The sequence below is a fragment of the Ruegeria sp. CDSB136 genome (assembly GCF_059610965.1).
On the sequence record NZ_JBXWOP010000001.1, the window covers coordinates 40,609 to 54,079 of the forward strand.

Annotated in this window: 14 protein-coding genes; 9 read left to right on the forward strand and 5 right to left on the reverse strand. The window is 58.9% G+C overall.

Going from position 1 to position 13,471, the window contains the following annotated elements; all coding sequences use genetic code 11:
• Positions 1–14: 14 nt before the first annotated feature.
• Positions 15–791 carry a Bax inhibitor-1/YccA family protein gene (locus tag AC2FIR_RS00215; protein ID WP_170609877.1) on the reverse strand — a complete coding sequence of 259 codons (777 nt, stop codon included), beginning with the start codon at positions 789–791 and terminating at the stop codon, positions 15–17.
• Between the two features lie 172 nt (positions 792–963).
• Complete coding sequence (locus AC2FIR_RS00220; RefSeq protein ID WP_496743602.1) at positions 964–1,182, reverse strand: DUF1127 domain-containing protein; 219 nt, start codon at positions 1,180–1,182, stop codon at positions 964–966.
• Between the two features lie 126 nt (positions 1,183–1,308).
• Between AC2FIR_RS00220 and AC2FIR_RS00225 the strand changes: the two genes are divergently transcribed.
• Entirely contained in the window at positions 1,309–2,190 is an 882-nt protein-coding gene (locus tag AC2FIR_RS00225; RefSeq protein ID WP_170609881.1) for a LysR family transcriptional regulator, read from the forward strand.
• Positions 2,191–2,196: 6 nt separating this feature from the next.
• Here AC2FIR_RS00225 and AC2FIR_RS00230 read toward each other — a convergent pair whose 3' ends face one another.
• On the reverse strand, positions 2,197–3,153 hold the full coding sequence (locus AC2FIR_RS00230; protein WP_496761782.1) for an NADPH:quinone oxidoreductase family protein: 957 nt from the start codon (positions 3,151–3,153) through the stop codon (positions 2,197–2,199).
• A gap of 345 nt (positions 3,154–3,498) precedes the next feature.
• Between AC2FIR_RS00230 and AC2FIR_RS00235 the strand changes: the two genes are divergently transcribed.
• From AC2FIR_RS00235 to AC2FIR_RS00245, 3 genes are all read left to right on the forward strand, one after another.
• Positions 3,499–3,870, forward strand: a complete 372-nt coding sequence (locus tag AC2FIR_RS00235; RefSeq protein ID WP_170609884.1) for a helix-turn-helix domain-containing protein — start codon at positions 3,499–3,501, stop codon at positions 3,868–3,870.
• 44 nt (positions 3,871–3,914) lie between these two features.
• The gene (hisN, locus tag AC2FIR_RS00240; protein ID WP_170609886.1) at positions 3,915–4,706 is read left to right on the forward strand and encodes a histidinol-phosphatase; all 792 of its coding nucleotides are present in this window, start codon (positions 3,915–3,917) and stop codon (positions 4,704–4,706) included.
• Between the two features lie 116 nt (positions 4,707–4,822).
• Positions 4,823–6,157 (forward strand): 8-oxoguanine deaminase, encoded by a 1,335-nt coding sequence (locus AC2FIR_RS00245; RefSeq protein WP_480911308.1) that lies wholly within the window; start codon positions 4,823–4,825, stop codon positions 6,155–6,157.
• 65 nt (positions 6,158–6,222) lie between these two features.
• On the opposite strand, the gene guaD is transcribed toward AC2FIR_RS00245, so the two are convergent.
• A complete protein-coding gene (gene guaD / locus AC2FIR_RS00250; protein ID WP_496743604.1) occupies positions 6,223–7,512 on the reverse strand; it encodes a guanine deaminase in 1,290 nt (429 codons plus the stop codon).
• A gap of 138 nt (positions 7,513–7,650) precedes the next feature.
• Between guaD and mgtE the strand changes: the two genes are divergently transcribed.
• Positions 7,651–9,045 (forward strand): magnesium transporter, encoded by a 1,395-nt coding sequence (gene mgtE / locus AC2FIR_RS00255; RefSeq protein WP_496743605.1) that lies wholly within the window; start codon positions 7,651–7,653, stop codon positions 9,043–9,045.
• The gene (locus AC2FIR_RS00260; RefSeq protein WP_496761788.1) at positions 9,042–9,614 is read left to right on the forward strand and encodes a 5-formyltetrahydrofolate cyclo-ligase; all 573 of its coding nucleotides are present in this window, start codon (positions 9,042–9,044) and stop codon (positions 9,612–9,614) included. The genes mgtE and AC2FIR_RS00260 overlap by 4 nt, the downstream gene beginning before the upstream one ends.
• 3 nt (positions 9,615–9,617) lie before the next feature.
• On the opposite strand, the gene AC2FIR_RS00265 is transcribed toward AC2FIR_RS00260, so the two are convergent.
• Positions 9,618–9,851 carry a putative hemolysin gene (locus tag AC2FIR_RS00265; RefSeq protein WP_170682013.1) on the reverse strand — a complete coding sequence of 78 codons (234 nt, stop codon included), beginning with the start codon at positions 9,849–9,851 and terminating at the stop codon, positions 9,618–9,620.
• An 89-nt stretch (positions 9,852–9,940) separates the two neighbouring features.
• On the opposite strand from AC2FIR_RS00265, the gene AC2FIR_RS00270 reads away from it, so the two are divergent.
• The 3 genes from AC2FIR_RS00270 (at position 9,941) to AC2FIR_RS00280 (ending at position 13,467) form a co-directional block, all read left to right on the forward strand.
• Complete coding sequence (locus AC2FIR_RS00270) at positions 9,941–10,762, forward strand: TIGR00282 family metallophosphoesterase (RefSeq protein ID WP_321252074.1); 822 nt, start codon at positions 9,941–9,943, stop codon at positions 10,760–10,762.
• Between the two features lie 82 nt (positions 10,763–10,844).
• Positions 10,845–12,623, forward strand: coding sequence for an SLC13 family permease (locus AC2FIR_RS00275; RefSeq protein WP_170805291.1), 1,779 nt, complete (start codon positions 10,845–10,847; stop codon positions 12,621–12,623).
• A gap of 97 nt (positions 12,624–12,720) precedes the next feature.
• Complete coding sequence (locus tag AC2FIR_RS00280; protein WP_496743607.1) at positions 12,721–13,467, forward strand: YbaY family lipoprotein; 747 nt, start codon at positions 12,721–12,723, stop codon at positions 13,465–13,467.
• Positions 13,468–13,471 lie beyond the last annotated feature (4 nt).

Consider the following 13,471-nt stretch of genomic DNA (forward strand, 5'->3'; position numbering starts at 1 on the left):
GATTGTGCGCCGCGTTATTCGCGGTTGCCAAACAGCTGGAGCAGGAACATGAACATGTTGATGAAGTCCAGATACAGGCTCAGCGCGCCCATGATGGCGGCTTTGCCCAGCCATTCCTGATCACCCGAGTGGGCCATTTGCAGGTATGTGGCCTTGATGTTCTGCGTGTCATACGCGGTCAGACCGGCAAAGATCAGAACGCCGATGACCGAAATGGCGAAAGCCATGGCAGACGAGGCGATGAAGATGTTGACGATCGACGCCACGATCAGGCCGATCACGCCCATGATCAGGAACGTACCCATCGCCGAAAGGTCTTTTTTGGTGGTGTAACCATACAGCGACAGGCCCGCGAAGGCGATCGCGGTGATCAGGAACACCTGAATGATCGACTGGCCGGTGAAGACCAGGAAGATCCAGCTGATCGATACACCCATGACAGCGGCAAACAGGTAGAACACCGTCTGTGCGCCGGCTGCGGACAGGCGATTGATCCCGGCGCTGAAGCCAAAGATGAAGGCCAGCGGAGCGAACATGATCACCCATTTAAGCGGCGAAGCGAACAGTGCGTATCCGAGCGACGTCAGATACTTGGTCTCGCTCAGCTGAGCTGCCGCGGCAGACGGATCAGTTGTGGTCGCAAGGCCGGCGATGGCCCATGCAGCCAGGAAAGTGATCAGCATGCCCACGGACATGGTGCCGTAGACTTTGTTCATGTGGGCCCGCAGGCCCTCGTCAATCTGGGCGGCGCGCGCACCGGTCGCCGTCCGGATCGTGTCAAATTGTGCCATTAAGGGTCTCCCTTTGCGATTCTGGTTCAGCCCGCAGTTGCAGACCGATTTCCCTGCAAATATCGGAGAGTGAGGCACATGTTTCAAGAGTTTTGCGCCCAAAACCTGCTAAAACACTCGACAAATCTGACGGCATTGTTTCAGTTGCCGCCAGATCGCAATGCTTGGCCGGTCAATACAGGCGTTTGTGCCAGTTTTCGGGAGCATCCCAGAACGGGCGGGCTGCTTCGCGACTGGCCTCGGTGTGTGTCACGCCGATGTCCTTCAGTGCGTTGCCATCCAGCTTGGCAAGGTCACGACGCTGCCGGGCAAGGCCAAGAAGATCCCGCAATTTGAAGCCTTTCGATGGCTGTTTGCATACGTGCTCGTGTGATGTTGCAATTTGGGTCATAACGGTTGTCCTTTCCTTGCTATGTGATGATTAATGCAGTTTGCATCAACTTCCTTGATTTATATGTATCACTGTGGCACATTTTAAAAATGAATGTTTTTGACGTGAACCATCAGGATTCGTGAAATGAGAAATTTGGACATCACCACTTTGCGGTCCTTCGTTGCCGTGGCCGATCAGGGCGGCGTCACACGCGCCGCCGGTTTTCTGCACCTGACGCAATCTGCGGTTTCGATGCAGCTCAAGCGGTTGGAGGAGCTTCTGGGCCTTGAGCTACTGGATCGCAGCGGCAGAACCATCGCGTTGACGGCGTCGGGCGAACAATTGCTGGCCTACGCGCGCCGCATGATCGCCCTGAACGACGAAGTGATCTCGAAACTCACCGATCAGGCTTTCGAAGGCGAAGTCGTGCTGGGCGTGCCGCATGACATTGTTTATCCGGCCATCCCGCGCGTGCTACAGCGTTTCAACGCAGATTTTCCGCGAGTCCGCGTCCAACTGGTTTCGTCCTATTCGCTGCAACTCAAGGACATGTACAAGCGCGGCGAATGTGATCTGATACTGACGACCGAGGCCTCGGCGGCCGAAGGTGCGGAAACCGTGGCCGAGTTGCCGTTGCGCTGGATTGGAGCTTCTGGCGGGTCGGCGTGGCGCAAGCGCCCATTGCCTTTGGCGCTTGGTCGGCGCTGTTTGTTCCGGCCTCAGGTCATTGCGGCGCTGGACGCGGCGGGTATCCCTTGGGAATTGTCTGTCGAAACAGAAAACGACCGTACAATCGAAGCGACCGTCAGCGCCGATCTTGCCGTTCACGCAATGCTGGATGGAACGGAGGCCGCGCATCTGCAGCAGATCGACTCGGGTGGGGCATTGCCAGAGCTGCCTGCCCACATGATCAACCTTTACGGAGGAGATCCCGGTCGCGGCGCGGTGATCGAGGAGCTGGCGTCGCTGGTTCGTCAGAATTTCCGCATGGTGGGCGGCACCCCTTTGAAGGCGGTGGTCGGGTGACAGGCCTCAGATCGTGATGACGAGCTTGCCGGTTGATTTCCGTTCTTTCAGCAAACGCATGCCCTGTTCCACGTCCTTCAGTGGAAGGGTGTGGCTGATATGCGGTTTGATCCGGCCTTCGGTGCGCCAACGGAACAGCGTGTCAAAGCTGTCGCGCACGATCTGCGGCCTGAATTTCAGATACCCACCGATATAAAGCCCGATTACGGTCAGGTTCTTGACCAGAAGATGGTTGGCCGGAATTTGCGGAACCTCTCCACTGGCAAAGCCGATCGGTAGCAATCGGCCTTCGGGGTTCGTGGCACGAAAGGCGGCTTTGAACACGTCGCCGCCAATCGCATCATAAACCACGTCCGCCCCACCCAATTCCCTGACGCGGGCGCGGAGGTCTTCGGAGGCATCCACGAGATGATCCGCACCTGCCGCGCGGGCCACCGCAAGCTTTTCAGAACCACGGGCCTGCGCAATCACTGTCGCGCCCATCAGTTTGCCGATTTCGACGGCAGTCAGGCCGACGCCGCCCGCCGCGCCGGTGACCAAAAGGGTTTCGCCGGGTTGCAGGCGCGCACGATGATCCAGCGCGATATGGCTGGTGCCGTACGCAATCTGAATGGCGGCGGCGTCCTCGAAGTTGATCTGATCGGGGAGGAGAATCGCCCTTTCGGCATCGAATACGCCAAACTCGGCCAGTCCGCCCTGACCTGAATAGACCGCAACACGGTCCCCGGGCTTCAGATGAGAGACATTGTTTCCAATTTCATCAACAATACCCGCGATCTCCATGCCCAACGTAAACGGAGTATCCGGGGTGTCCTGATAGGTGCCTTTCTGCATAAGCAGATCCGCAAAATTCAATCCGCACGCTTTAATAGCGACCCGAACTTGATCCCGCCCCGGCTTTGGGACGTCGATGTTGCAAAGCCGGGCTGTTGATTCTTCGGATTGAAGGCGAAAGGCCAGCATCGTCGCGCTCCTTGTTTTTCGCATAGGTCAGCGATGCGGGGGGAATGTCAATCAATTACCAGAGGGCGCGTGAATGATGTATAGTAGGGCTTCGTGGATTGTGTCTGTTCGGGAAACAGAACGCTCAAAACCGGCGGTTGTACAACCACAAACCATTATACGATGTTACTGATTCAACCTTCTTGAAAAAAAAGACAAAAGAGGTGATATTGAAATCTGGTGCTGTTTCGGGGGGAGCACATTCCTGAATTAGGGAATAGTTAACAGCGGCTCGCTAGGTTGGCGAACACGTTTGTTTTTTTGCGTAACCCCCGGCAGTTGTGTGTGTAGTAGAGGAGAATACCAATGACTCATCACGTCGATGTCCATGTGGGCAAACGCGTAAGGCATCGCCGCTGGCTGATTGGCATGACCCAGCAGCAGCTGGCCGAGCAGGTTGGTATCAAGTTTCAGCAAATCCAGAAATACGAAACCGGGGCCAACCGGATCAGCGCTTCGCGCCTTTGGGACATCGCCGAAGCATTGGATGTGCCGGTCAGCTTTTTCTTTGAGGGTCTGGAAGAAACCCAGAAAGAAGATGCCGGGAAGAAATCGGTGCCTGCCGATCTGATGGGAGATAAGGAAGCTTTGGATCTGGTTCGCTCGTACTACGCGATCCCGGAAAACCAGCGCCGGCGTCTGTTCGAACTGGCGCGTGTTCTCAGTGACGTCGCCTGATCAGCAGGCTTGACTTCGGAACGCGCTGACCGCACGGGTTGCGCATGTATCAAAGTTCAGCAACCGATCTGGAAATCGCCGGGGAAATGGCCGATGCGGCGCGCGCGGCCATACTTCCTTACTTCCGGCAGTCCGATCTTGAAACGTCCAACAAACTGGCTGATGGGTTTGACCCCGTAACCGTCGCTGACCGCGAGGCGGAAAAGGCGATGCGGGCCGTTCTGGCGCGGCGCTGCCCGCAGGATGGTATTTTCGGCGAGGAATTCGGCCATGCCGACGGCACCAGCGGGCGGACCTGGGTTCTTGATCCGATCGATGGTACGCGAGGGTTCATCAGCGGTACCCCGACATGGGGCGTTTTGATTGCTTTGAGCACGCAGGACGGGCCGATCCTGGGTGTGATTGACCAGCCTTATATTGGTGAGCGGTTCGTGGGGTCCGCACACGCGGCACAGGTCACAGGCCCGACAGGCACCCGACAGCTCAGGACCCGGTCTACGCAATCGCTGGATCAGGCGATGGTGTTCACAACCTTTCCCGAAGTTGGAACGCCTGAAGATCGGGCCGGGTTTGAGGCGGTGTCTCAGCAAGCCAGACTGACCCGTTATGGAATGGACTGTTACGCCTACGCCCTTCTGGCGGCAGGGCAGGTTGATCTGGTGATCGAGGCCGGACTGAACGCTTATGACATTCAGGCGCCGATCGCCGTCATTCAGGCGGCGGGTGGTATCGTGACAGATTGGCAGGGCAGACCGGCCCACAATGGAGGCCGCGCACTGGCGGCTGCCAACCCGGACATCCACGCCTCTGCGCTAGAGATTCTTCGCAATTTCTGAAACCTGTTGATGGCACCCGCAGCCGCCGGTACAGTGCCGATGGCTGGTTCTTGTGTCCGTTTTCCGCCAGCCCATGCACTTCTTGCACGAGACGGACTGATGCAGGAGGGCACAAATTGACTGATACTCTAATAAAGAATGCCGATTTCATTCTGACGATGAATGACGATCGGCAGGAACTGAATGGCGCGGACATCCTGATCCGGGACGGCGTTATTGCTGAATTGGGGCAGGGGCTTACCACAACCGGTGACGTGCACGACGCTATGGGCTGCGTCGTGACCCCCGGCCTGGTGAATACGCACCACCACCTTTACCAAACTCTGACCCGGGCGGTTCCCGGAGGTCAGGATGCGCTGTTGTTTGGCTGGCTGCAAACACTCTACCCGATCTGGTCCCGCTTTGGCCCGGAAGAGATGTTCGTCTCTGCTCAGATCGGATTGGCCGAACTGGCGCTTTCGGGATGCACGCTCAGTTCCGATCATCTGTATCTTTATCCCAATGGCGCGCGGCTGGACGATACCATCGCCGCCGCCGCCGAACTGGGCCTGCGCTTTCATCCGACACGCGGTGCGATGAGTATCGGTGAGAGCGATGGTGGTCTGCCGCCGGACATGTTGGTCGAGGCAGAGCAGGATATTCTGTCTGACATGATCCGCGTTGTGGACAAATTCCACGATCCATCCGAAGGGTCGATGTGCCGCGTCGGTCTGGCCCCGTGCTCACCATTCTCGGTCAGTCGTGAACTTATGCGCGACACGGCGGTGCTGGCACGGGACAAGCGCGTGATGCTGCACACGCATCTGGCCGAAAATGACGAAGACATTGCATATTCCCAGTCACAATTCGGATGCCGTCCGGGCCAATATGCGCAGGAGTTGGGGTGGACCGGTTCGGACGTCTGGCACGCCCATTGCGTCAAGCTGGACAGTGCCGAGATCGATCTGTTTGCCCGAACCCGCACCGGTGTTGCGCATTGCCCGTGTTCAAACTGCCGGTTGGGGTCAGGCATAGCGCCGGTCCGCGCAATGCGCGACGCGGGCGTTCCGGTTGCGTTGGGCGTTGACGGGTCGGCCAGCAATGACGGCGGCAATCTGGTGGCCGAGGCTCGGCAGGCGATGCTGTTGCAGCGGGTCGCGAATGGCGCGGATGCCATGTCGGCCCGCGAAGCGCTCGAGATAGCAACCCGTGGCGGTGCAGACGTGCTCAATCGCCCCGATTGCGGGCGGCTTATGCCGGGCAAACGCGCCGATATCGCGATCTGGGATGTATCCGGCATAGAAAGCGCGGGAAGCTGGGATCCGGCCGCCTTGCTGCTTGCGGGTCCGTTTCGGGTCAAACATCTGTTCGTCGAAGGCAGACAAATCGTGCGAGATGGGCACATAACCACGCTGGACATGCCCCGCGTGATCGAACGCCAGAATGAACTTGCGCGGGCGCTTGCCAGATAAGCGTCGATCTCGTCGTCTGTTCAGAAATTCCGTTGCCGGAGGAATGCGCCGTCAGGCGTATTCCTTCAAACCGTGACTGGTTTGCCGGCAATCCGGACCTCGGCAATGGCCCGGTCATCCCCCATCATGATGGTTGGGAAAACGGCTTCCCACAGGTCTTCTGCGCAGGCTTCGCGCTGGGCAATGGCCGGGGTCGAGGCCAGGTCGAGAACCACCAGATCCGCCTCCATCCCCGGGGCGATATTGCCGATGCAATTGTCCATTCGCAGCGACCGGGCCGATCCGACGGTGGCCAGCCACAACAATTGTGCCGCATGCAACGGCGATCCGCGCAACTGGCCGATCTCGTAAGCTGCGGCCATTGTCCGCAACATCGAGAAACTCGATCCTCCGCCGGTATCCGTCGCCAGCCCGACCCGGTGACCGTCTTTCATCAGCCCGGCCATGTCGAACAGGCCCGAGCCTATGAACGTGTTCGAGGTCGGGCAGTGAATCAGGGCCGCATCCAGTTCGCGCAACCGGTCGCGTTCCCGTGGCTCAAGATGAATGGCGTGACCATACAGGCCATGGCTGGCCAGCAGGCCGAACTTTTCGTAGGTGTCCAGGTAGTCGCGCGCGTCGGGAAACAGCGACCGGACCCATTCGATCTCATCTGTCTGTTCGCTCAGGTGCGTCTGCATCAGGCAATGTGGGTGCTCGGCCCACAATGCCCCCATGGCTTCAAGCTGTTCCGGGGTCGAAGTTGGTGAAAAACGGGGCGTAATGGCATAGGACAGCCGGTCGATGCCGTGCCATTTCTCCAGCAGTGCTTCGGACTGATCATAGGCCGTCTGTGCCGTGTCGCGCAGACCCTCGGGTGCATTGCGATCCATACAGGTCTTGCCGGCCACGACCCGCTGTCCACGCTGCTGCGCCGCAGTGAAAAAGGCGTCGACGCTTTCCGGGTGGATGGTGCAGAAACTGCACATCGTTGTTGTCCCATGCGCAGCCGTCAGGTCCAGATACCGGTTGGCGATCTCGCTGGCATAGGTGATTTCACCAAACTTCATCTCTTCGGGGAATGTATAGGAGTTTAGCCAATCGATCAGCCGCTTGCCCCAGCTGGCAATCATGGCTGTCTGCGGATAGTGCACATGCGCGTCAACGAACCCTGCCATGATCAGGTGCTGTCCGTGATCGACGATTGCGGCATCCGGATGCGCTTCTGTCAGGCTCCGGGTGTCACCAACGGCCGCGATATGGCCTTCATCGATGACGACCGCCTCACTGATGGTGACGGCATCTTTCGGTTCACCTTCGAAAGGTGAGCCCGAAAAGCTCAGGACACGTCCCTTCAACAGTGTTTTTTGCGCCATTTCCGCTTTCCTCCGCCCGGCTGAGACCGCGAAACACCATAAGCGCGCGGAAGATGCCGGTAAATTGGCGCATTGTCATTGTTTTCCGGTAGCTGCTTCTTCTAATTAGGGGCAAATGGAAATTCGCGGGGGCAGCATATGACAACAGGCTTTGATGAACCCGTAACCGAGTCCGCCGAGGACGAAGATGTCTACGCGCTGGACCGCAGGACTGTGGCAGCCATCCTTTACGCTGTCGATTTAGAAGATCGCGACAAACTCGTCGAATTGATGGAGCCGCTGCACGCGGCTGACATCGCCGACCTTCTGGAGCAGATCAATCCGTTCGATCGTGCCCGGCTGATCCGGCTGTATGACAAGGAGTTCGACGGCGACATTCTTTCCGAACTGGATGAAGTGGTTCGGGAAGAAGTGATTGGCGTTTTGCGCCCGGATGTTCTGGCCGATGCTGTCCGCGATATGGAAAGCGACGATGTCGTCGACCTGCTGGAAGACCTTGAGGAACCTCAGCAGGAAGCCATCCTGGGCGCGTTGGAGCGTGCCGAGCGGATCGCTGCCCTGCAGGCGCTGTCTTACCCGGAAAATTCCGCCGGTCGCCTCATGCAGCGCGAAGTGGTCATGGCGCCCGAGCATTGGACGGTGGGTCAGGCCATTGATTTCATGCGCGCCAATGACGACCTGCCCGAGCAATTCTATCACGTCATTCTTATCGATCCCCGCCTGAAACCGGTGGCCCAGGTCGCCCTGGGAAAACTGATGGCAACCCGGCGCGAAGTTCCGCTGCGCGACATCGCAGAAGAGGAATTCTATACCATCCCCGTCGATCAGGACGAAGAGGATGTGGCCTATGCCTTCAACCAGTACCACCTGATCTCGGCTCCGGTCATGGATGACGATGGGCGGTTGGTGGGTGTAATCACCATCGACGATGCGATGGTTGTTCTGGACGAAGAACACGAGGAAGACATCCTGCGTCTGGCCGGGGTTAGCGACGAAAGCTCGCTGTCCGACAGCGTGGCTGCGACCAGCAGGCGCCGACTGCCGTGGCTGGCGGTGAACCTGTGTACCGCCATCTGTGCCTCGCTGGTGATTTCGCAGTTCGAAGCGGCCATCGACCAACTGGTAGCTCTGGCGATTCTGATGCCGATCGTTGCATCGATGGGCGGCAATGCGGGCACTCAGTCGCTGACGGTTGCCGTGCGTGCATTGGCAACACGCGACCTGACGGGTTCGAACGTTAGGCGCGTGATCCGGCGGGAGTTGCTGGTTGGGATGCTCAACGGTCTGTGTTTTGCGGTCGTTCTCGGCACGGTTGGCATGTTGTGGTTCGATTCGCCGCTATTGGGTGTCGTGATCGGGTCCGCGCTGGTCGTGAACATGATCATCGCGGGCTTTGCAGGTACGGTAGTACCGGTCTTGCTGGACCGTATTGGTGTTGACCCGGCGCTGGCATCTGGAACCTTTGTGACGACAACCACGGATGTCATGGGGTTCTTCATCTTTCTGGGGCTTGCCAGCGTGGTGCTATTGTGACCAAAACGACCGATCTGACAGAAATCAAGGCCGCCGCCCGAAAGGCCGCTTTCGCCCGCCGCAAGGCGGCGTTTGACACGCGCGTGCCCGGCGCGGCAGGGCGGTTGTCCGAGGTGCTGGCCGGGTATCGCGGGGTGCCGCTGTCGGGTTACATGCCGATCCGCACCGAGATCGACCCGCTTGCGGCAATGGCCGAGGCGTCGGCCTACGGGCCAGTCGGCGTTCCGGTGATTCAGGCCGCGGGGCAACCACTGAGGTTTTCCCGTTGGACCCCCGATGGTGTTTTGAAAGATGGGCCGTTTGGCGCCAAAGTGCCCGAGGTCGACGATTACTTCGACCCCGAGATCCTGATCGTGCCATTGGTTGCCTTTGACGCGCAGGGCGGCAGGCTGGGCTATGGCGGCGGGTTCTATGATCGCACGCTGGAGGGGCTGCGCGCCAAACGCCCGACGTTGGCCATCGGGTTTGCATTTGATGCACAGCAGGCCGAGGGGTTGCCTCTGGAACCGACAGATCAGCCGCTGGATATGGTGATCACTGAAAGCCGCGTTCTGACCTTTTCCGATTGAACGTCAGGCCGGGTTGTTTTCGCGGAAATATTCCCAAGCGTCGACTTCGCGCCCGTCTTCCAGAATGCAGACGCCGGACTGGCCGTCAGCACCGTCCCGGATCTCATACCGTGCGCCGCTTTCCACGCAAAAGGTCGCGGCCGGGTTGGCCAGCTGAGTGGAAGACTCGCCGGAAGAAGGCTGATCACATGCTGCCAGTGGAGCCAGACCAAACATCGCCACAAAGATGCGGAACATATAAATTCTCCTGTGTTGGGTGTATTGACGGATTATGCAGACAGTTTAACCGCTTGTGCTTGCCTGATGCCACACTTAGGACGGTTTGAATGAGGATACTTTTTCTGGGTGACGTCATGGGCCGCGCGGGACGCGCGGCCATACAACAGCATCTGCCGCGTCTGCGCGACGAATGGCGGCTGGATTTCGTTGTGGTCAACGGTGAAAACGCCTCGAACGGGATGGGGCTTACGGGTGATCACGCAAAGCTGTTGCTGGATGCGGGGGCCGATTGCCTGACACTGGGCGATCATGCGTTCGACCAGAAAGACATGCTGCAATTCATCGAGAAAGAATCACGCATCGTGCGACCGGTGAATTTCGCCAAGGGTGCGCCCGGTCGGGGGCATCGTCTGTTCAACGCGCCGGGTGGGCGCAAGGTGCTGGTTGTGCAGGTTTTGGGGCAGGTGTTCATGAAGCGGCCCTTTGACGATCCGTTCTCGGCCATTGAGCCGATCCTCAAGTCGCATCCGCGTGGCGGGCAGGCGCAGGCCATCATTGTCGACATGCATTGCGAGGCAACGTCCGAAAAAATGGCCATGGGTCACTATTGCGACAGGCGTGCCAGCCTTGTGGTCGGCACGCACACTCACGTGCCGACGGCAGATGCGCAGATATTGCCGGGCGGCACGGCTTATCTGACGGATGCCGGGATGTGCGGAGACTACGATTCGGTCATCGGCATGGACAAGCAGGAGCCGATGAGGCGGTTTATCACCGGAATGCCCAAGGCCCGGTTCACACCTGCGAATGGCGAAGCCACGCTAAGCGGAGTTTTTGTCGAAACCGATGATCGCGACGGTCAGGCCAAGTCGATTCACATGGTGCGGGTGGGCGGCCGGCTGCAACAAGCAGGCCCGCCGGGTGCATGACAGGCTTGCTCAACCCCGAGCAATGCGTGAAACTGCATGTCAGGCGCTCAGGCCGGGTTAGGGTTCGGACAGAATACCACGAATGCAATTCCTTCAATTGACAGACACCGGCAGCGCGATACTGGCGCTTGCGATTGTCGCGGGCATGTTCGTCATGTTCCTGCGCGAAATCTATCCGACCGAGGTCGTTGCCATCGGTGGGGTCGCACTGATGCTGGTAACCGGCATTCTGCCCTACCAAAGCGCGCTTGCGGTCTTGTCCAACCCGGCCCCGTGGACCATCGCCGCGATGTTTATCATCATGGGCGCTCTGGTCCGGACCGGGGCGTTGGACGCCTTTACATCGACGGCGCAGAAACAGGCGCAGGTCAATCCACGAATAGCAATTGGCCTGCTGATGGGGTTCGTCATTCTGGCCTCGGCCGTCGTGTCCAACACACCGGTGGTTGTTGTGATGATCCCGGTGTTCGTACAGATCGCACGAACGCTGAACATGCCCGCTTCGAAGTTGCTGATTCCGCTGAGCTATGCTGCCATTCTGGGCGGAACCTTGACGCTGATCGGCACCTCGACCAATCTTTTGGTCGACGGCGTTGCCCGGGCGCAGGGAATGACCCCCTTTACCATCTTCGAAGTGACCCCGTTGGGGATCGCTCTGGTGATTTACGGCATGGTCTACCTGCGCTTCATCGCGCCGCGCCTGCTGCCTGCACGCGACAGTATGGCCACGATGCTCAGCGACCGTTCGAAGATGAAGTTCTTCACCGAAGCGGTGGTGCCGCCTGACAGCAACCTGATCGACCGCGAAGTGATGGGCGTGCAACTGTTCAAACGCCCCGGAGTGCGCCTGATCGACGTGATCCGGGGGGACGAGTCGCTGCGGCGAAATCTGAAGGACGTGAACCTGAAAGTCGGGGATCGCGTTGTTCTGCGGACCGAGATGACCGAGCTGCTCAGCCTTCAGCGCAACAAGGAACTCAAGCGGGTCGATCAGGTTTCCGCTGTCGAAACCAAGACGGTCGAGGTTCTGATCACACCGGGCTGCCGGATGGTTGGCCGAACCCTTGGCGCGCTGCGCCTGCGCCGCCGGTATGGCGTTTACGTGCTGGCCGTGCACCGCCGGAACCAGAATATCGGACGTCAGCTGGATGATCTGATCGTGCGCGTGGGCGACACCCTGCTGCTGGAGGGCGCGCCCGCGGACATTCAGAGATTGGCGGCGGATATGGATATGGTCGATGTTTCCCAACCTTCGGCGCGGGCGTTCCGGCGCAGTCACGCGCCAATTGCCATCGGCGCTCTGGTGGGCATCGTCGCTCTGGCTGCCCTTGGTGTGGCACCGATATTGCTGTTGTCGATCCTTGCGGTTGCCGTCGTTCTGATCACCCGATGCATCGACGCGGATGAGGCGTTTTCCTTTATCGAAGGCCGGCTGCTGGCCCTCATCTTTTCGATGCTGGCAATCGGAGCGGCCCTGGACAAATCCGGCGCCGTATCCCTGATTGTCGAGGCGATCGCGCCGGGCTTGAGTGCCCTTCCGCCGTTCCTGATTATATGGGCAGTCTATCTGCTGACATCCGTTCTGACCGAGCTGGTCTCGAACAATGCGGTGGCAGTTGTGGTGACGCCTATCGCTATCGGACTTGCACAAGCGGTCGGCATCGATCCGCGCCCGTTGGTGGTGGCGGTCATGGTGGCGGCGTCCGCGTCTTTTGCGACCCCGATCGGGTATCAGACCAATATGATGGTCTATGGCCCCGGCGGGTATCGGTTTACCGACTTCCTGAAGGTCGGCGTTCCGCTGAACCTGACTGTTGGTTTGCTGGCCTCGCTTCTGATCCCGCTGATCTGGCCATTGTAACACCGGCGTGGAACCGCCGAATTTGGCGGGTTGCTCTTGTAAATGCCGATCCGGGCACAATCTTTTCTGCTTAGAGTATCAAAGCAAGGACAGAACAATGCCATTTCCCAGGATCGGGCAGGCCATCGTCGCCTGCGCAGTATTTTTGACCCTGCTTGGCAGTCAGAGTTCCGCCGGAACTTTGACCGGAACCGCCACATATCGCGAACGGATAGCGGTTCCGCCCGATGCGACCCTCTATGTGCAATTGCAGGATGTTTCGCGTGCGGATGCCCCGGCGCTTACGCTCGCCTCTCAGCGTTTTGCCCTTGATGGCGTACCGGCGACATATGAACTGGCTTACGATGACGCGCTGATCCGTGATGAAATGCGCTATGTCGTCCGGGGATCGATTTTTCTGGGCGACAAGTTGTTGTTCACCACCGATACCGCATATCCAGTGTTGACCGGAGACGCTGGTAACACCGCAGACCTTTTGCTGGTGCAGGCCCGCCCACAGGGCGCGGAAGCTTTGCAAGGGTCGACCTGGGTGGCGATGGGTCTGAACGGTGCGGTTCTGGAAACGGACAAATTCCCCGAAATAACATTTGCTGAAGATGGCAGTTTTTCTGGCAGCGGCGGATGCAATCGCTTTTCCGGTCAGGCAGAGATAGCCGGCACCGATATCGCTTTTCCTGACAACATGGCGGCCACACTGCGGGCTTGCCCACCGCCACAGGATGAGGTCGAGCGGGAGTTCTTCCAGGCACTACAGGACGTGACCACCTTTGCGTTCAAAGGCGACACGCTGAATTTTCTGAACAGTGCCGGCGAACCGGTCGTGCAGCTAAACCGCGCAAAATAGATCC

Bases quoted from the DNA above. Each gene is read 5' to 3' on its own strand.
- AC2FIR_RS00225 (WP_170609881.1), top strand. From the start codon at position 1,309: ATGAGAAATTTGGACATCACCACTTTGCGGTCCTTCGTTGCCGTGGCC.
- AC2FIR_RS00265 (WP_170682013.1), bottom strand. From the start codon at position 9,851: ATGTTCCGCATCTTTGTGGCGATGTTTGGTCTGGCTCCACTGGCAGCA.
- AC2FIR_RS00235 (WP_170609884.1), top strand. From the start codon at position 3,499: ATGACTCATCACGTCGATGTCCATGTGGGCAAACGCGTAAGGCATCGC.
- hisN (WP_170609886.1), top strand. From the start codon at position 3,915: ATGTATCAAAGTTCAGCAACCGATCTGGAAATCGCCGGGGAAATGGCC.
- AC2FIR_RS00215 (WP_170609877.1), bottom strand. From the start codon at position 791: ATGGCACAATTTGACACGATCCGGACGGCGACCGGTGCGCGCGCCGCC.
- mgtE (WP_496743605.1), top strand. From the start codon at position 7,651: ATGACAACAGGCTTTGATGAACCCGTAACCGAGTCCGCCGAGGACGAA.
- AC2FIR_RS00275 (WP_170805291.1), top strand. From the start codon at position 10,845: ATGCAATTCCTTCAATTGACAGACACCGGCAGCGCGATACTGGCGCTT.
- AC2FIR_RS00280 (WP_496743607.1), top strand. From the start codon at position 12,721: ATGCCATTTCCCAGGATCGGGCAGGCCATCGTCGCCTGCGCAGTATTT.
- AC2FIR_RS00270 (WP_321252074.1), top strand. From the start codon at position 9,941: ATGAGGATACTTTTTCTGGGTGACGTCATGGGCCGCGCGGGACGCGCG.
- AC2FIR_RS00230 (WP_496761782.1), bottom strand. From the start codon at position 3,153: ATGCTGGCCTTTCGCCTTCAATCCGAAGAATCAACAGCCCGGCTTTGC.
- guaD (WP_496743604.1), bottom strand. From the start codon at position 7,512: ATGGCGCAAAAAACACTGTTGAAGGGACGTGTCCTGAGCTTTTCGGGC.
- AC2FIR_RS00220 (WP_496743602.1), bottom strand. From the start codon at position 1,182: ATGACCCAAATTGCAACATCACACGAGCACGTATGCAAACAGCCATCG.